We start from the raw sequence: 16299 nt of genomic DNA on the forward strand, positions 1-16299 counted from the left end.
CGGGTTCCACGGCCACCTCTTAGTACTTCAGCAGGCTGACGTCGTCGACCGACGCGGACCTGCGGGTTCGGAAGATCGTCACGATGATGGCCAGGCCGATGACCACCTCGGCGGCGGCCACGATCATCACGAAGAACGCGATGAGCTGGCCGTCGAGGTTGCCGTTCTGCCGGGCGAAGGTGACGAACGCCAGGTTGCAGGCGTTGAGCATGAGCTCGACGCACATGAACACCACGATGGCGTTGCGCCGTACGAGCACGCCGACGCCGCCGATGGCGAACAGCAGCGCGGAGAGCACCAGATAGTGGGTGGTCACTTGCCGTCCTCCTCGGTCGCCGCGGACTCGCCGCGGGGACGGACCACGCGACCGGCCACGACGGTGTCCTGCTCGGTGCCCTCGGGCAACGGCTCGGTGTCGGGACCGCCGTCCCTGGCCTCCTCGGCCACCGTCGGCGTGCTGTGCCCGCCGTGCCCGTTGGCCTGGGCGGCGGCCCGCTGCGCGGCCTCCTCCTGCTCCAGCACGTCGGCGACCTCCGGGGGCAGGATGCCCTTGGACTCCTCGTACCGGGCGATGTAGCGGTTGACCGACAGCGGCGAGATGGTCCCGTCGGGCAGCAGCGCCGGCATGTCGATGGCGTTGTGCCGGGCGTAGGTGCCGGGCCCGGGCAGCGGCGCCGGGTTCTTCCCGGTACGGCCGAAGGCGGCGAAGCGCTGCCGGGACAGGTCCCGCTGGGTCGGCTTGGCCTCGGTGCGCTCCCGGTGCGCCAGCACCATCGCGCCCAGGGCGGCGGTGATCAGCAGCGCCGAGGTCACCTCGAAGGCGAACACGTGACGCGTGAAGATCAGCTGGGCCAGGGAGGACACGTTGCCCCCCTCGGCGGCCGCGGTGAGGCCCTTCGGCGAGCCGACCACCGCGTTCCCGATGCCGAGCGCGAGGAGGACGGCGAAGCCCAGCCCGCCCACGACGGCCCAGAAGCGCTGCCCCCTGATCGTCTCCACCAGGGAGTCGGAGGAGTCCACGCCCACGAGCATGAGCACGAACAGGAACAGCATCATGACCGCGCCGGTGTAGACGATGATCTGCACGGCCGCCAGGAACGGAGCGTCCTGGACGGCGTACAGCACCGCCAGCGAGAGCATGACGACGCCGAGCATCAGGGCCGAGTAGACGGCCCTTCGGCTGAAGACGAGTCCGAGTGCGGCGATCACCGAGACGACCGCGAGCACCCAGAACGTGATGGACTCACCCATTGCTTCGACCCAACCGGTAGTAGTCCTCCTCGGTCTCGCCGAGGCGCATCGGGTGGGGCGGCTGCTCCATGCCCGGTCCGAGCGGCGCGAGGAGCATCTCCTTGGTGAAGATCAGCGACTCGCGGCTGGAGTCGGCGAGCTCGTACTCGTTCGTCATCGTGAGCGCCCGGGTCGGGCACGCCTCGATGCAGAGCCCGCAGAGGATGCAGCGCAGGTAGTTGATCTGGTAGACGCGGCCGTACCGCTCACCGGGCGAGAACCGCTCCTCGTCGGTGTTGTCGCCGCCCTCGACGTAGATGGCGTCCGCCGGGCAGGCCCAGGCGCACAGCTCGCAGCCGACGCACTTCTCCAGGCCGTCGGGCCACCGGTTCAGCTGGTGCCGCCCGTGGAAACGCGGCGCGGTGGGCCGCTTCTCCTCGGGATAGTTGACCGTCACCGGCTTCTTGAACATGTGGTGGAAGGTGACGCCGAATCCCTTGATCGGATTCAGCCAATCAGTTGCTCCCACTGGTCACCTCCTTGGCGTCGGTAGGGACACGCGCGGCGGGCACGGCGCCGTGGTAGTGCGGGAGGTCGAGCGCCGGCACCGGGAACCCGCCCGCCGCCGGCTCCTCGCGCAGTTGCTCGAACTCCTCCTCGACCTGGGCGGCCCTGGCCTCCCTGCGGCGCTGGTTCACCGTGTCGAACCGCAGCCAGACCACGAACGCGACGATGATCACCACCGCGCCGAAGGCCATGATGCCCATCCGGTCGGTCTCCGGCAGGCGCAGCGCCTTGAAGGTGGCGGCCAGCAGGATCCAGACCAGGTTGAGCGGGATCAGCACCTTCCACCCGAAGGCCATGAGCTGGTCATAGCGAACGCGTGGCAGCGAGGCACGGACCCAGACGAAGAACCCGAACGCGATGACCAGCTTGGCGAAGAACCAGAGCATGGGCCACCAGCCGGTGTTCGCGCCGTCCCACAGGGAGATCGGCCACGGGGCCCGCCAGCCGCCGAAGAACAGCGTGATCGCCATGGCCGAGACCGTGAACACGTTCACGTACTCGGCGAGCATGAACATCGCGAACTTCAGCGACGAGGAGTATTCGGTGTGGAAGCCGCCGACCAGTTCGCCCTCGCCCTCGGGGAGGTCGAACGGCACGCGGTTGGTCTCGCCGAGCATGCAGACCGCGTAGATCAGGAACGACGGGATCAGCGAGAACACGTACCAGGACGGCGTCGGGATGTGCAGCCCGAGGATGTCCCAGGTGCCGCCGCCCGCCTGCTTGGCCACGATCTCCGAGGTGGACAGCGTGCCCGCGTTCAGGAACACCGCGACGAACGACAGGCCCATCGCGATCTCGTACGACACGACCTGGGCGCTGGAGCGCAGGCCGCCGAGGATCGCGTACGGCGAGCGGGAGCCCCACCCGGCGAGCACGATGCCGTACACGCCGATCGAGGCGGTGGCCAGCACCAGCAGGACCGCGACCGGCAGGTCGGTGAGCTGCAGCGGCGTCCGGTGGCCGAACATCCAGACCATCGGCCCGAACGGCACGACGGAGAAGGCCAGGAAGGCCGGGACGGCGATGATGATCGGGGCCAGGAAGTAGATCACCTTGTCCACGGTGCGTGGCATGAGGTCTTCCTTCAGGCCCATCTTCAGGCCGTCGGCCACCGTCTGCAGCAGGCCGAACTTACCGGCCCGGTTGGGGCCGTAGCGGTGCTGCATGCGCGAGATGAGCTTGCGCTCGGTCCACACGCCCATCAGCACGCCCAGCATCAGGAACACGAAGATCGCGACGGCCTTGATGATCGTGATCCACAGAGGATCGTGGCCGAAGTCGCTCAGCGTGGGTCCGGGGTTGTTCACGAGACGCTCCCGATCTTGACGACGTCTCCGGCGACCGCGCGCAGGTCGCGCGTGACCGACAGGCCGGCGGAGTTGGACGGCACCCACACGACACGGTCGGGCAGGTCCGCGACGCGCACCGGCAGGACGACGCCGTCACCGATGGTGATCTTGCCGCCGTCCACCGCGCCGATCTCGGCGGCGGTGGCCTCCGACAGCAGCGCCGCCGTCGAGCGGGCGGTCCCCGCCAGGTACGGCTCGCCGTCCTGCATCCGGCCGTCGTCGAGCAGCAGGTGCCAGGTGGCCAGCACCGCCTCGCCCGCCTGCGGCTCCGCGACCACGAGGCCGCTGACCGCGGGCGCGGCCGGGCGCGGGCCCTTCCAGGCGCCGAGCGTGGCCATCTCGCGCCGCGCGGCGGCGTCGTCGGGCAGGCCGAGGTGCACGTCCATCAGGTCGGCGATCGAGCCGATCGCCCGCAGGTCGCTCATCAGGCCCGGTACGGCGGTCGCCACGCCGAAGGAGCGGCCCCTGCCCTCCCAGTCGACGTACGTGCCGGACTTCTCGGCCACCGCGGCGACCGGCAGGACCACGTCGGCCCGGTCGGTGACCGCGCTGGCGCGGATCTCCAGGCTGACGATGAACGGGGTGTTCTCCAGCGCGGCCAGGGCCCTCGCGGGGTCGGGCAGGTCGTAGGGGTCCACGCCCGCCACGACCAGCGCGTCGACCTCGTCGTTCAGCGCGGCCTCGATGATGCCCGCGGTGTCGCGGCCGGGCGCCTCGGGCAGCGCGGCGACGCCCCACGCCCTGGCGACCTCCGCGCGAGCGGTCTCGTCGGCGGCCGGGCGGCCGATCGGCAGCAGGCCGGGCAGGGCGCCCGCCTCCAGCGCGCCGCGCTCCCCCGCCCGCCGCGGCACCCAGGCGAGCCGCGCGCCGGTGGCGAGCGTGAGCCGTACGAGCGCCGACAGGGCGCCGGGGGCGGCGGCGAGCCGCTCACCGGCGAGGATGATCGTGCCGGGCGGCAGCAGGTCGCCGGAGACGAGGTCGCCGAGCGCCTCGGCCTCCGCGCCGGGCAGCGTCCGGATCAGCGAGCCGTTCATCTTGGCCAGGCCCGGCGTGGCGAACGGCGCGATCGCGTGGACCTTCAGGCCCCGCTTGCGTGCCGCCTTGCGCAGGCGCAGGAAGACGATCGGCGACTCCTCCTCGGGCTCGAACCCGGCGAGGAGCACGGCCGGGGCCGTCTCCAGGTCGGCGTAGGAGACCTCGATGCCCTTGCCGGCGACGGCGTGGGCGAGGAACCGCGCCTCCTCCTCGGAGTGCGGCCGGGCCCGGAAGTCGATGTCGTTGGTGCCGAGGGCGATCCGGGCGAACTTGCTGTAGGCGTAGGCGTCCTCGACCGTGAGCCGCCCGCCGACCAGAACCCCGGCCCTGCCCCGGGCCCGCGCGAGGCCCTCGGCGGCCGTGGCCAGCGCGTCCGGCCAGGAGGTCGGGACGAGCTTGCCGCTCTCGTCGCGCACCAGCGGCGAGCGCAGCCGGTCGGGCGCGGTGGCGTAGGTGAACGCCCAGCGGCCCTTGTCGCAGTTCCACTCCTCGTTGACCTGCGGGTCGTCCCCGGCGAGGCGGCGGGTGACCTTGCCCCGGCGGTGGTCGGTGCGCAGCGAGCAGCCCGACGCGCAGTGCTCGCACGCGCTCGGCGTGGAGACCAGGTCGAACGGGCGGGAGCGGAACCGGTAGGCCGCGCCGGTCAGCGCGCCCACCGGGCAGATCTGGATCGTGTTGCCCGAGAAGTAGGACTCGAACGGCTCGCCGTCGGCGACGCCCACCTGCTCCTTGGCCCCGCGGTCGAAGAAGTCGATCAGCGGGTCGCCCGCGATCTGGTCGGAGAAGCGGATGCACCGCGCGCACTGGACGCAGCGCTCGCGGTCGAGCAGCACCTCGGTGGACAGCGGGACCGGCTTGTCGAACGTGCGCTTCTGCTCGACGAACCGGCTCTCACCCTGGCCGTTCGACATGGCCTGGTTCTGCAGGGGGCACTCGCCGCCCTTGTCGCAGACGGGGCAGTCGAGCGGGTGGTTCAGCAGCAGCATCTCCATCACGCCGCGCTGTGCCTTCTCGGCCACCGGCGAGGTGAGCTGCGTCTTGACCACCATGCCCTCGGCGACCTCGATCGCGCAGGACGGCTGCGGCTTGGGGAAGCCGCGGCCGTTGCCCGCGTCGGGGATGTCGACGAGACACTGGCGGCAGTTGGCCGCGGGCGAGAGCAGCGGGTGGTCGCAGAACCGGGGGATCTGGATCCCCAGCAGCTCCGCGGCCCGGATGATCAGCGTGCCCTTGGGGACGCTGACCTGGAAGCCGTCGATGGTCAGGCTGACCATGTCCACGACCGGCTGTTCCGGCTGCGTCGTCTGAACTGTCACTTGGACCCCCACACCGTGGAAGCGGCGGGATCGAACGGGCAGCCGCCGATCTCGAAGTGCTTGAGGTATTCGTCGCGGAAGTGCTTCACCGACGAGTGGATCGGGCTCGTCGCGCCGTCGCCGAGCGCGCAGAAGGAACGCCCGAGGATGTTGTCGGCGATGTCGGTGATGGTCGCCAGGTCCTCCTCCGAGCCCTGGCCCTTCTCCAGCCGCTTGAGCACCTGCTTGAGCCAGTAGGTGCCCTCGCGGCACGGGGTGCACTTGCCGCAGGACTCGTGCGCGTAGAACTCCGTCCAGCGCAGGACCGCCCGGACCACACAGGTGGTCTCGTCGAAGATCTGCAGGGCGCGGGTGCCCAGCATCGAGCCCTTGGCGCCGACCGACTCGAAGTCGAGCGGCACGTCGAGGTGCTCGGCCGTGAAGATCGGCGTCGAGGAGCCCCCCGGCGTCCAGAACTTCAGCTCGTGGCCCTCGCGGATGCCGCCCGCCATGTCGAGCAGTTCGCGCAGCGTGATGCCCAGCGGGGCCTCGTACTGGCCCGGCCGGGTCACGTGGCCCGACAGCGAGAAGATGCCGAAGCCCTTGGACTTCTCGGTGCCCATCCCGGCGAACCAGTCGGCGCCGTTGGCGATGATGCTCGGCACGCTCGCGATCGACTCGACGTTGTTGACCACCGTCGGGGAGGCGTACAGACCGGCGACCGCCGGGAACGGCGGCTTGAGCCGGGGCTGGCCGCGGTAGCCCTCCAGCGAGTCGAGCAGCGCCGTCTCCTCGCCGCAGATGTACGCCCCGGCGCCGCTGTGCACGACGAGGTCCAGGTCGTAGCCCGAGCCGAAGATGTCCGTCCCGAGGTAGCCCTTCTCGTACGCCTCGCGGACCGCGGCCTGCACCCGGCGGATGACGTGGAGCACCTCGCCGCGGATGTAGATGAACGCGTGGTTCGCCCGGATCGCGTAGGACGAGATGATGACGCCCTCGACCAGCGAGTGCGGGTTGGCCATCATGAGCGGGATGTCCTTGCAGGTCCCCGGCTCCGACTCGTCGGCGTTGACGACGAGGTAGTGGGCCTTGCCGTCGCCCTGCGGGATGAAGCCCCACTTCATGCCGGTGGGGAAGCCCGCGCCGCCGCGGCCGCGCAGGCCGGAGTCCTTCACCGCCTGGATGACCGCGTCCGGGTCCATGCCCAGGGCCTTCTTCGCGGCCTCGTACTCGCCGTACCCGTCGAGGGTGAACGAGCCGGCCACGTCCCAGTTGTCGGTAAGGACGGGCGTAAGCGTTGTCACTTCTCGCTCCCCTCGGCCTTGGGGGCCTCCCAGCCGTTGGCCCTGGCGATCTTCAGACCCTCAAGGGAGGGACCGGCGGCCGACGGTCCGTCGGCGGCCAGGCCGTCGGGGAACCCGGCGAGGACCCGGGAGGCCTCCCGGAACGTGCACAGGCGGCCCGGGCCGCGCGTGGGCGCGACCTCCTTGCCGGCGCGCAGGTCGTCGGCGAGCTGCTTGGCCGACTCCGGGGTCTGGTTGTCGAAGAACTCCCAGTTGACCATCATGACCGGGGCGAAGTCGCAGGCGGCGTTGCACTCCAGCCGCTCCAGCGTGATCTTGCCGTCCGGGGTGGTCTCGTCGTGGCCGACGCCCACGTGCTCGCTGAGCTCCGCCCAGATCTGGTCGCCGCCCATGACCGCGCACAGCGTGTTGATGCAGACGCCGACGTTGTAGTCGCCGGCCGGCTTGCGCTTGTACATGGTGTAGAAGGTCGCCACGCCCACGACCTCGGCCTTGGACAGGCCCAGCATCTCGGCGCAGAACTCCTGCCCGTCGTCGGAGACGTAGCCGTCCACCGACTGCACCAGGTGCAGCAGCGGCAGCAGCGCCGAACGCGGCCGGGGGTAGCGGCCGATGATTTCCTTGGCGTCCGTCTCCAGACGCTCGCGGACCTCAGGCGCGTAAGTCATCGGTCCACACCTCCCATGACCGGGTCGATCGAGGCGACCGCGGAGATGACGTCGGCGACCATGCCGCCCTCGCACGTCGCGGGCACCGCCTGCAGGTTCGTGAACGACGGGTCGCGGAAGTGCACCCGGTAGGGCCGGGTGCCGCCGTCGCTGACCACGTGCGCGCCGAGTTCGCCGCGCGGCGACTCGACCGAGGAGTACACCTGCCCGGCGGGCACCCGGAAGCCCTCGGTCACCAGCTTGAAGTGGTGGATCAGGGCCTCCATCGAGCCGCCCATGATGTGCGCGATGTGGTCGGGCGAGTTGCCGAGTCCGTCGGGGCCGAGCGCGAGCTGCGCCGGCCAGCCGATCTTCTTGTCCTCGATCATCACCGGGCCGCCCTTGAGCGGGCCGGACAGGCGGTCGAGCGCCTGCTCGATGATCTTGAGGGACTCCTCCATCTCGTCCATCCGGACGAGGTAGCGGCCGTACACGTCGCAGGTGGTCTGCGTCGGCACCGCGAACTCGTACGTCTCGTAGCCGCAGTAGGGCTGCGACTTGCGCAGGTCCCACGGCAGGCCGGCGGCCCGCAGCATGGGGCCGGTGATGCCCAGCGCCATGCAGCCGGTCAGGTCGAGGTAGGCCACGTCCTTGGTGCGCCGGGTGTAGACCGGGTTCGCGTCGAGGAGCTTGCGCATCTCCTTGAGCCGCCCCGGCATGACCTTGAGGAACTCACCGATCTTGTCGACCGCGCCGGCCGGCAGGTCGACGCTGACGCCGCCCGGCCGGACGTACGCCATGTTCATCCGCAGGCCGGTGATGTACTCCATCAGGTCGAGCACCATCTCGCGCTCGCGGAAGCCGAACAGCATCGGCGTCGTCGCGCCCAGCTCCATGCCGAACGTCGCGATCGCGACGAGGTGCGAGGAGATCCGGGTGAGCTCCATCGTCAGGACCCGGATGGCCTGCGCCCGGTCCGGGATCCGGTCGGTGATGCCGAGGAGCTTCTCGACGCCCAGGCAGTACGCCGTCTCGTTGAAGATCGGCGCGAGGTAGTCCATGCGGGTGACGAACGTGACCCCCTGGGTCCACGTCCGGAACTCCATGTTCTTCTCGATGCCGGTGTGCAGGTAGCCGATCACCGTGCGGGCCTCGGTCACGGTCTCGCCGTCGAGGGTCAGCACGAGCCGGAGCACGCCGTGGGTCGACGGGTGCTGCGGGCCCATGTTGACGACGAGGCGCTCGTCGGCCGACTCGCTGACGGTCTTGACCAGCTCGTCCCAGTCCTGGCCGGCGACGTCGTAAATCCGGCCCTCGGTCTCGGTGGTGCTCACGACGCTCTCCTCGCTGCCCTCGTTGCCTGGTGCGGGTCGACGCTCACGAGTACGACCTCCTCCGGTCCGGCGCGGGGACCTCGGCGCCGCGGTACTCGACCGGGATGCCGCCGAGCGGGTAGTCCTTGCGCTGCGGGTGCCCCTCCCAGTCGTCCGGCATCTCGATCCGGGTCAGCGCCGGGTGGCCGTCGAAGACGATGCCGAAGAAGTCGTACGTCTCGCGCTCATGCCAGTCGTGCGTGGGGTAGACCTGAACCGTGGAGGGGATGTGCGGGTCGGCGTCGGGGCAGGAGACCTCCACCCGGACGCGCCGGTTGTGCGTGATGGAGCACAGGTGGTAGACGGCGCGCAGCTCGGCGCCGGTCTCCTCCGGGTAGTGGACGCCCGAGACGCCGAGCGACAGCTCGAACCGCAGCGCGGGGTCGTCGCGCAGGTGCTTCATCACCTCGGTCAGCCGCTCACGCCGCACGTGGAAGGTGACCTCGCCGCGGTCGACGACCACCCGCTCGATCGCGTCGGCGAACGCCGGCTCCAGCGCGTCGGCCACGTCGTCGAAGTACGACCCGTACGGCCGGCTGCTGACCAGCTTGGGCGGGCGGCGGACGACCAGGCGGTTGTAGCCGGAGGTGTCGCCGGTGTCCCTCGAGCCGAACATGCCCGTACGGGCGATCGGCTCCTCGGGCAGGCCGGGCAGGTTCTCGGTCGTCACTTCCCGGCCCCCTGGTCGATGAGCGGCAGCGTCCGCAGCGCCTGGAGCTCCAGCTCCTCGACCTGCTTCTCGCGGTGTGCGCCGAACTTCATGTTCTGGATCTTGTCGTGCAGCTTCACGATGGCGTCGATGAGCATCTCCGGCCGCGGCGGGCAGCCGGGCAGGTAGATGTCGACCGGCACCACGTGGTCCACACCCTGCACGATGGCGTAGTTGTTGAACATGCCGCCGCTCGACGCGCAGACGCCCATGGCGATGACCCACTTGGGCTCGGCCATCTGGTCGTAGATCTGGCGGAGGACGGGCGCCATCTTCTGCGACAGCCGGCCGGCCACGATCATGAGGTCGGCCTGCCGCGGGGAGGCGGAGGCGCGCTCCATGCCGAAGCGGGCCAGGTCGTGCTTCGGGCCGCCGGTGGCCATCAGTTCGATGGCGCAGCACGCGAGACCGAAGGTCGCCGGCCAGACGGAGTTCTTCCGGGCCCAGCCGGCCACCTGCTCGACGGTGGTGAGGGCGAACCCGCTCGGGAGTTTCTCTTCAAGACCCATGGCTAATCCCAATCGAGGCCGCGGCGGCGCCACACGTACGCGTACGCCACGAGGACGGTGACGATGAACAGCACCATCTCGACCAGCCCGAACACGCCGAGTCTGTCGAAGGCCACCGCCCACGGATAGAGGAAGATGATCTCGATGTCGAACACGATGAACAGCATCGCGGTGATCATGTACTTCAGCGGGAAGCGGCCACCGCCGACGGGCTGCGGCGTCGGCTCGATGCCGCACTCGTAGGCGTCCAGCTTCGCGCGGTTCCAGCGCTTCGGCCCGGTGAACGGGGCGATGCCCACGGAGAACACGGCGAACCCCGCCGCGAGGACCGCGAGCACCAGAATCGGCACATACAGCTCCATGGCTACATGTCCTCGCTTACTCGGTGAAATTGGCTGATCACGAGAATGCCGGAAGGCGCGGCGGGCCGGCCGGCGGCCCGCGCGGCCGTCGGCGACGCCGTCCGCGTCATCTCGGTCATGCGGGTCATGTTCATGCGACTCTCGGTCATACGGGCCTCGGTCATGAGGGCGGAGCCACCTTCGACAGGGCGTTGATTATGCGGTCGGAGACGTCGCCCCGCCGGTCTGTGAGATTAGCGAGAAGCTTGAACGCGAATCTCATCAGGGTGGGATGGGGCATCCCGTGCCGGGTGGCGAAGCTCATCACCCCCGGCCTCCCGATCGCCTCGACGAACAGGCGGCCGAGAGTGAAGTATCCGCCATAGGCGTCTTTGAGGATACGCGGGTACGCGAGTAATACGCGCTCACGCTGGGCGGGCGTCGGCCGGGCCAGTGCCTGCGCGATCACTTCGGCGGCCGTCCGGCCGGTCTCCATGGCGTACGCGATGCCCTCGCCGTTGAACGGGTTGATCGAGCCGCCGGCGTCCCCGATGAGGACCATGCCGCGGGTGTAGTGCGGCTGCCGGTTGAATCCCATCGGCAGCGCGGCGCCCCGGATCGGGCCCGTCATGTTCTCGTCGGTGAAGCCCCACTCCGGCGGCGTGTTCTGCATCCAGCGCCGCAGCAGGTCGCGGTAGTCGATGCTCTTGAACGCGTCGCTGGTGTTCAGCAGGCCGAGGCCGACGTTGGCGGTGCCGTCGCCCATGGGGAAGATCCAGCCGTAGCCGGGGAGCAGCCGGTCGCCGTCCCACAGTTCGAGCCACGTCTCGAGGTAGTCGTCGTCGTGGCGGGGGCTGGTGTAGTAGGTGCGCACGGCCACGCCCATCGGGCGGTCCTCGCGCTTGTGCAGGCCCATCGCGATCGACAGCCGGGTCGAGTTGCCGTCGGCCGCGACCACCAGGCGGGAGCGGTAGACGACCTCCTCGCCGTCCGCCCTGGCCGTCACACCGATCACGTGGCCACTGCGCTCGTCCAGCAGCGGGCCTGTAACGTTCACGCCCTCGCGCAGCCGTACGCCCGCGCCCTCCGCGTGCCGGGCGAGGATCTGGTCGAAGTCCGCGCGGGTGCGCACGAGGCCGAAGCCGGGGTAGCTCGACAGCTCCGGCCAGTCGAGTTCGAGCCGCACGCCGCCGCCGTAGACGCGCAGCCCCTTGTTCCGCACCCAGCCGGGGGCGTCGACGTCGACGCCCATCGCGACGAGTTCCTTCACCGCCCGCGGGGTCAGCCCGTCGCCGCAGACCTTCTCCCTGGGGAAGCGCGTCTTCTCCAGCAGCAGCACCTGGAGGCCGGCGCGGGCGAGGTGGAACGCCGCCGTCGAACCCGCCGGACCCGCACCGACGACGATGACGTCGGCGTCGACCTCTCTCCGCGTCACGCGGGCTTGCTCGCTCACGGGGTCCTGTCCGTTCCAGGAAAGGAAGGCCTCGAAACTGGTTAGACCTTCGTGCCTTTGTGAACAACTTCACAAACTGTCGCGCCGCAGTCTAACCCCTACTCGCGGCGGGATGTCAGAGGGGTGTGGGCAACCACGCCTCACCGGCCCTTTACGGCGCGGTGGAGGGCGACGATGCCGAGGCTCAGGTTGCGCCAGCCCACCTTCTCCCAGCCCGCCTCCTGGATGATCCCCGCCAGCGCCCGCTGGTCGGGCCAGGCCCGGATCGACTCGGCGAGGTACTCGTAGGAGTCGGGGTTGGAGCTGACCATCCGGGCGACCGGCGGCAGCAGTCTCATCAGGTACTGCGAGTAGACGAGGTCGAACGACTTCGGCGTCGGCCGGGAGAACTCGCAGATCACCATGCGCCCGCCCGGCCGGGTCACCCGCAGCAGTTCGCGCAGCGCCTGCCCGGTGTCGGCGACGTTGCGCAGACCGAAGGAGATCGTGACGGCGTCGAAGGTCTCGTCGCGGAACGGCAGGCGCAGCGCGTCGCCCGCGACGAAGGTCACCCCGCGCACGCCCCCGCCGTACAGGCCCGACCCGCCGCGCCGCGCCACGCCGGTGCTGAGCATGCCGAACGAGAAGTCGCACGCGATCGCCCGCGCGCCGAGCGCGGTGAACGCGTCGGTGGAGGTGCCGGTGCCCGCGGCGAGGTCGAGGACCAGCTCGCCGGGGCCCGCGTCCACCGCCGCCGCCGTGGCCCTGCGCCACAGGCGGTCCTGGCCGAGGGAGAGGACGTCGTTGACCAGGTCGTAGCGCCGGGCCGTGCGATCGAACATCGCGGCGACCTCGTGCGGCTGCTTGTCCAGCGATGCGCGCGTCATGCACGCAAGCCTAGGCCGCGCCGCCCGGGCCCCCTCACCACCCGGACAGGATGAGCGGAACGTAGTTCATCGATTACGCTCAGTCTGCTAGAACTTGGGGAATGCGTCTCACCACCGCACTGATCGCAGTGACCTCGCTCGCCGTCCTGCCGGCCGCGCCGGCCTTCGCCGGCCTCCGGCAGCCCCACGTGGTGTCGGAGAACCCCGTGAACACCACTCCGCACGTGCTCGACGGCATCGTCACCGCGTTCGCGCTGGTCGGCCGCACCGTCGTGGTGGGCGGCGAGTTCAGCGCGGTGCGGGAGGCCCGCGGCGGGGCGGACCTGCCGCGCGCCAACGTCTTCGCCTTCGACCTGCCCACCGGCCGCGTCCTGCCCGGCTTCGCGCCGGACCTCGACGGGCCGGTGTCCGCCCTGGCCCCGGGCCCCGGCGGCACCGTTTACGTGGGCGGCGCGTTCACCTGGCCGTCCCGGGGGCTGACCCGGCTGCGCGTCTCCGACGGCGCTCCCGTCTCCTCCTTCTCCGCGCCCGTCTACGCGGGAGAGGTGACCAGCCTGGTACGTCTCGGCGGGGCGCTCTACGTCGGCGGCGACTTCGCCAGGATCGGCCGCAGCGCGCGCACCGCCCTCGCCCGCGTGGACGCCGGCACCGGCGCGGTGGACCCCCGCTTCACCGTCACCCCCGGCGGCGGGCGCGGCGGCGGGGCCGGGATCTACGCCATGGCCGCGACATCCGACCGCTTAGTCGTGGACGGCTCGTTCACCACGCTCGACGGCCTGCGCCGCCCGCAGCTCGGGGTGATCGACCTGACGACGGGCCGGGTGGCCGGCTGGCACACGGAGGCGTACGCCCCCGCCTGCAAGCCCGACTTCCCCTCGTACGTCCGGGGGCTGGACCTGTCGCCCGACGGCCGCTACTTCGTGGTCGTCACGACGGGCGGCCCGGCGCCGCGCACCACCAAGCTGTGCGACTCCGCCGCGAGGTTCGAGACGTACGCGAAGGGCGACGCGATCCGTCCGACCTGGGTCAACCTGACCGGGGGCGACTCCCTGTACGCCGTCGCGGTGACCGGTTCGGCCGTCTACGTGGGGGGTCACCAGCGCTGGCTGAACAACCCGCGAGGGTCCGACACGGCCGGCGCGGGAGCGGTCCCCAGGCCGGGCATAGGGGCGATACACCCCGTGACGGGCCGTGCGCTGACATGGAACCCGACGCGGGAAAGGGGAATCGGGGTAAAGGCCTTCCTGACCGTAAAGACAGGTCTTTTGGTGGGAAGCGACACGACGGAGCTCGGGCATGAGTACCATGCCCGGGTCGGCATGTTCCCGGCGGCCTAGGAGTTCCCGGGTCCCCGACGTTTCGTGGCGATGCGCTCGCTCACCGCGTCGCGCTGTTTCGACAGCAGCACGTAGCTGGCCAGACCGCTGACCAGCACGGCGACCAGCAGCAGCGGGAACGACCGCAGGCCGACGAGATACAGGACGCCGACCGCGACCGCGAACAGGCCGAGGCGCGAAAGGGTGTAAACGACAACCGGATGCACAGCGTCGAGGTTACGTCACTCCCCCGGTGCGCTGGTCGCTCTTCGCATCTGCTGCAAGCACTGCTAGTGTTCACAACAAGGCGCTTTTGTAAAGAAACACCCATGAGCGCCCCAAAGAGGCTCTATCATATAACAATCGGGCACTGAGCCGGTAACAACCCGTGATCTTCTCCGAAAACCACGGATAAATCAGGCTTCGCTCGGCACACTGGTTACCTGTCCGCCCGCTGCAGGACGCGGGACGCGAGGGGGAGAGATTGTGGAGAGTAGCAGCGAGCGACTGCTGACTCCTGGAGAGGTTGCGGCTCTCTTCAGGGTCGACCCGAAGACCGTGACCCGTTGGGCCGCGGCCGGGCGTATCAGCAGCATCCGTACCCCCGGGGGGCATCGGCGGTTCCGTGAATCGGAAGTACACGCCCTCCTTCGCGGAGAGGACGTCCTCACGGCCGATCGGCCGAACGGCGACTCCCCGCGAGTCTGACGCAGTACCAGCACCGGGTGATCCTGCGCGCTACCCGGACGCCGCAGGGTCACCGGAGTCAGTCCCACCTCGATTTCAGGCTGCCGTAACAGGCCCTCCCGGCTCGTCCTGCTCCCTTGCCGGGGATCAACGGTCCTGCTCCGCCTTGAAGGCCAGGAACGCCTGCTCCAGCGCGTCGTCGCCCTCCCGCCAGCGACGGCGTCGCTCGGCGTCCTCCTGCTCGGTGATGGACTCGGCCAGCCAGCCTTCGTAACCGGGTTCCCCCGGTGCGACCTCGACGTACGCGTTGCCGATGAGGCGCCCGTCATCGGTGGTCAGGGATCGGGGCACGCGCAGCGTCCCGTCGCCGAGCCGGATAACGTACATCCGAATCACCTAGATTCCGTAGCGCCTGTTGAAGAAGAGCATGACGTTGAGGGCCGTCCGCGTGTCACCGCCCAGCATGTCCACCAGCGCCGGGCGCTGCCGGGACGCGATCGCCGCGAACGCGTCGGCGAAGAACTCCTTGCGCCCCAGGCCGCCGGGCTGCCGGTGGAACGACGACGCGAGCAGCGGCAGGCACTCCTCGTAGAGCGCCGCGAACTCCGGTGAGTCCGAAACCCACTCTCCCGGACCGGCGTCGACGTCGTCCAGCGCATGCCCGACTTCGTGCATCATCACGTCCGGCGTGGGCGACGGCCGGTCCCCCACCACGATCTTGCGGTCGCCGTACGCGCCGGCGCAGATGTCCCAGGTGGCCCGGCCGGAGGGCAGCGGGGCACCGCGCAGATAGCCCATGTCGTCGAGGTCGGGCACCCCGCCCCGGCCCACGTAGATGCCGTCGAGCCCGATGGCGAGCTTGGTCTTCAGCTGCTCCGGCAGCCGGGCGAGGCTGTCCACGGCCCGTACGGCGTCGGCTGAGGGCGGACCCTCCGCGGCGTCCCACTCACGGAACAGGACGCGTTCCAGCGGCCCGCAGTGTTTCCTGCCGTCCCGCAGGTCGGGGGTGTCGGGCGCATGGGGCGCGGCCCGGGTCGGCAGGTCGTCGAGCTCGAAGTCCTGCCAGGTGTACTGGGGGCGGTCGTCGACCACCGGCGCGGTCACGGCGTACACCCGCTCCGGATGCCGCTCGGGCGACCATTCTGCGCCCCATTCGGCGGCCCAGTCGACGCCCCACTCCGGCGGCCGGTTCTGCGCCCGCTCCCACGGCCGTTCCGAGGCCCGCTCGGCGCCTCGGTCGGAAGCGCGGTCGGAAGCGCGGTCGCGTGCCCGCTCCGAGGACCGCTCGCCGCCTCGGTCGAAGGGGCGGCCTGAGCCCCAGTCGGAGGCGCGGTCGGAAGAACGGTCGGGGCCACGGTCGGGGCCACGGTCGGAGGCGCGGTCGGGGGTGCGGTCCTCCGCGCGTCCGGGGACGTCGGTGCGGCGGTGGGAGGACACATAGGGCCCTCGCTGCCACCACCGCGTTCCGCGCCGGTGGCGGCCCCTGTCGCCCGGCTCCGCCATCGCACCCCTCTGTTCAGGCCGAATCCGTCAGGCTGCTGGTTCTTCTAGGCCGGCTTCCGTCACGTGGTTCCACCGGCGTCTCCGGCAGGCTCCGCGTTCCGTCGAGCGCGGTCTC

19 protein-coding genes are annotated in these 16299 nt (G+C 70.4%); 2 read left to right on the forward strand and 17 right to left on the reverse strand.

From position 1 onward, the window contains the following. Positions 1-19 precede the first annotated feature (19 nt). From nuoK to FED44_RS01435, 14 genes are all read right to left on the reverse strand, one after another. On the reverse strand, positions 20-316 hold the full coding sequence (gene nuoK / locus FED44_RS01375) for an NADH-quinone oxidoreductase subunit NuoK (RefSeq protein ID WP_030506864.1): 297 nt from the start codon (positions 314-316) through the stop codon (positions 20-22). After that, positions 313-1251 carry an NADH-quinone oxidoreductase subunit J gene (locus tag FED44_RS01380; protein ID WP_138459491.1) on the reverse strand — a complete coding sequence of 313 codons (939 nt, stop codon included), beginning with the start codon at positions 1249-1251 and terminating at the stop codon, positions 313-315. Before FED44_RS01380 ends, nuoK begins: the two co-directional genes overlap by 4 nt. Beyond that, on the reverse strand, positions 1244-1759 hold the full coding sequence (gene nuoI / locus FED44_RS01385) for an NADH-quinone oxidoreductase subunit NuoI (RefSeq protein ID WP_111700538.1): 516 nt from the start codon (positions 1757-1759) through the stop codon (positions 1244-1246). The genes FED44_RS01380 and nuoI overlap by 8 nt, the downstream gene beginning before the upstream one ends. After that, complete coding sequence (gene nuoH / locus FED44_RS01390; protein ID WP_111700537.1) at positions 1746-3104, reverse strand: NADH-quinone oxidoreductase subunit NuoH; 1359 nt, start codon at positions 3102-3104, stop codon at positions 1746-1748. Before nuoH ends, nuoI begins: the two co-directional genes overlap by 14 nt. Continuing rightward, entirely contained in the window at positions 3101-5497 is a 2397-nt protein-coding gene (locus FED44_RS01395; RefSeq protein WP_138459492.1) for an NADH-quinone oxidoreductase subunit G, read from the reverse strand. The genes nuoH and FED44_RS01395 overlap by 4 nt, the downstream gene beginning before the upstream one ends. Further along, on the reverse strand, positions 5494-6780 hold the full coding sequence (gene nuoF / locus FED44_RS01400; RefSeq protein ID WP_111699574.1) for an NADH-quinone oxidoreductase subunit NuoF: 1287 nt from the start codon (positions 6778-6780) through the stop codon (positions 5494-5496). Before nuoF ends, FED44_RS01395 begins: the two co-directional genes overlap by 4 nt. Continuing rightward, complete coding sequence (gene nuoE, locus FED44_RS01405) at positions 6777-7448, reverse strand: NADH-quinone oxidoreductase subunit NuoE (RefSeq protein ID WP_138459493.1); 672 nt, start codon at positions 7446-7448, stop codon at positions 6777-6779. The genes nuoF and nuoE overlap by 4 nt, the downstream gene beginning before the upstream one ends. Beyond that, positions 7445-8761, reverse strand: a complete 1317-nt coding sequence (locus FED44_RS01410) for an NADH-quinone oxidoreductase subunit D (RefSeq protein WP_111699576.1) — start codon at positions 8759-8761, stop codon at positions 7445-7447. The genes nuoE and FED44_RS01410 overlap by 4 nt, the downstream gene beginning before the upstream one ends. Positions 8762-8804: 43 nt before the next feature. Further along, the gene (locus FED44_RS01415) at positions 8805-9470 is read right to left on the reverse strand and encodes an NADH-quinone oxidoreductase subunit C (RefSeq protein WP_138459494.1); all 666 of its coding nucleotides are present in this window, start codon (positions 9468-9470) and stop codon (positions 8805-8807) included. Continuing rightward, positions 9467-10018: a NuoB/complex I 20 kDa subunit family protein gene (locus FED44_RS01420; protein WP_111699578.1), complete on the reverse strand. Its 552-nt coding sequence runs from the start codon at positions 10016-10018 to the stop codon at positions 9467-9469. Before FED44_RS01420 ends, FED44_RS01415 begins: the two co-directional genes overlap by 4 nt. Positions 10019-10020: 2 nt before the next feature. Continuing rightward, positions 10021-10380, reverse strand: coding sequence for an NADH-quinone oxidoreductase subunit A (locus FED44_RS01425; protein WP_111699579.1), 360 nt, complete (start codon positions 10378-10380; stop codon positions 10021-10023). 2 nt (positions 10381-10382) lie between these two features. Then, positions 10383-10544, reverse strand: a complete 162-nt coding sequence (locus tag FED44_RS35545; RefSeq protein ID WP_165900563.1) for a hypothetical protein — start codon at positions 10542-10544, stop codon at positions 10383-10385. Continuing rightward, a complete protein-coding gene (locus FED44_RS01430) occupies positions 10541-11812 on the reverse strand; it encodes a geranylgeranyl reductase family protein (RefSeq protein WP_138459495.1) in 1272 nt (423 codons plus the stop codon). The genes FED44_RS35545 and FED44_RS01430 overlap by 4 nt, the downstream gene beginning before the upstream one ends. Positions 11813-11952: 140 nt before the next feature. Further along, positions 11953-12678, reverse strand: coding sequence for a demethylmenaquinone methyltransferase (locus FED44_RS01435; RefSeq protein ID WP_138459496.1), 726 nt, complete (start codon positions 12676-12678; stop codon positions 11953-11955). Between the two features lie 101 nt (positions 12679-12779). Here FED44_RS01435 and FED44_RS01440 point away from each other — a divergent pair, with 101 nt between their 5' ends. Continuing rightward, positions 12780-14015, forward strand: coding sequence for a hypothetical protein (locus FED44_RS01440; RefSeq protein ID WP_111699582.1), 1236 nt, complete (start codon positions 12780-12782; stop codon positions 14013-14015). Here FED44_RS01440 and FED44_RS01445 read toward each other — a convergent pair. Further along, positions 14012-14221, reverse strand: coding sequence for a DUF4229 domain-containing protein (locus FED44_RS01445; protein ID WP_111699583.1), 210 nt, complete (start codon positions 14219-14221; stop codon positions 14012-14014). The two genes, FED44_RS01440 and FED44_RS01445, sit on opposite strands and share 4 nt — an antisense overlap. 259 nt (positions 14222-14480) lie before the next feature. On the opposite strand from FED44_RS01445, the gene FED44_RS01450 reads away from it, so the two are divergent. Further along, positions 14481-14702 carry a BldC family transcriptional regulator gene (locus tag FED44_RS01450; RefSeq protein ID WP_036325312.1) on the forward strand — a complete coding sequence of 74 codons (222 nt, stop codon included), beginning with the start codon at positions 14481-14483 and terminating at the stop codon, positions 14700-14702. A 126-nt stretch (positions 14703-14828) separates the two neighbouring features. Here the strand turns inward: FED44_RS01450 and FED44_RS01455 are convergent, their stop codons facing one another. Continuing rightward, positions 14829-15068 (reverse strand): hypothetical protein, encoded by a 240-nt coding sequence (locus FED44_RS01455; RefSeq protein ID WP_111699584.1) that lies wholly within the window; start codon positions 15066-15068, stop codon positions 14829-14831. Between the two features lie 9 nt (positions 15069-15077). Next, the gene (locus FED44_RS01460) at positions 15078-16118 is read right to left on the reverse strand and encodes a hypothetical protein (protein ID WP_244301652.1); all 1041 of its coding nucleotides are present in this window, start codon (positions 16116-16118) and stop codon (positions 15078-15080) included. Positions 16119-16299: the final 181 nt, after the last annotated feature.

This window comes from Microbispora triticiradicis (assembly GCF_005864065.1).
GTDB classification, from domain to species: Bacteria; Actinomycetota; Actinomycetes; order Streptosporangiales; family Streptosporangiaceae; genus Microbispora; species Microbispora triticiradicis.

Bases quoted from the DNA above. Each gene is read 5' to 3' on its own strand.
- FED44_RS01425 (WP_111699579.1), bottom strand. From the start codon at position 10,380: ATGGAGCTGTATGTGCCGATTCTGGTGCTCGCGGTCCTCGCGGCGGGG.
- FED44_RS01435 (WP_138459496.1), bottom strand. From the start codon at position 12,678: ATGACGCGCGCATCGCTGGACAAGCAGCCGCACGAGGTCGCCGCGATG.
- FED44_RS01455 (WP_111699584.1), bottom strand. From the start codon at position 15,068: ATGTACGTTATCCGGCTCGGCGACGGGACGCTGCGCGTGCCCCGATCC.
- FED44_RS01420 (WP_111699578.1), bottom strand. From the start codon at position 10,018: ATGGGTCTTGAAGAGAAACTCCCGAGCGGGTTCGCCCTCACCACCGTC.
- nuoE (WP_138459493.1), bottom strand. From the start codon at position 7,448: ATGACTTACGCGCCTGAGGTCCGCGAGCGTCTGGAGACGGACGCCAAG.
- FED44_RS01440 (WP_111699582.1), top strand. From the start codon at position 12,780: ATGCGTCTCACCACCGCACTGATCGCAGTGACCTCGCTCGCCGTCCTG.
- FED44_RS35545 (WP_165900563.1), bottom strand. From the start codon at position 10,544: ATGACCGAGGCCCGTATGACCGAGAGTCGCATGAACATGACCCGCATG.
- FED44_RS01380 (WP_138459491.1), bottom strand. From the start codon at position 1,251: ATGGGTGAGTCCATCACGTTCTGGGTGCTCGCGGTCGTCTCGGTGATC.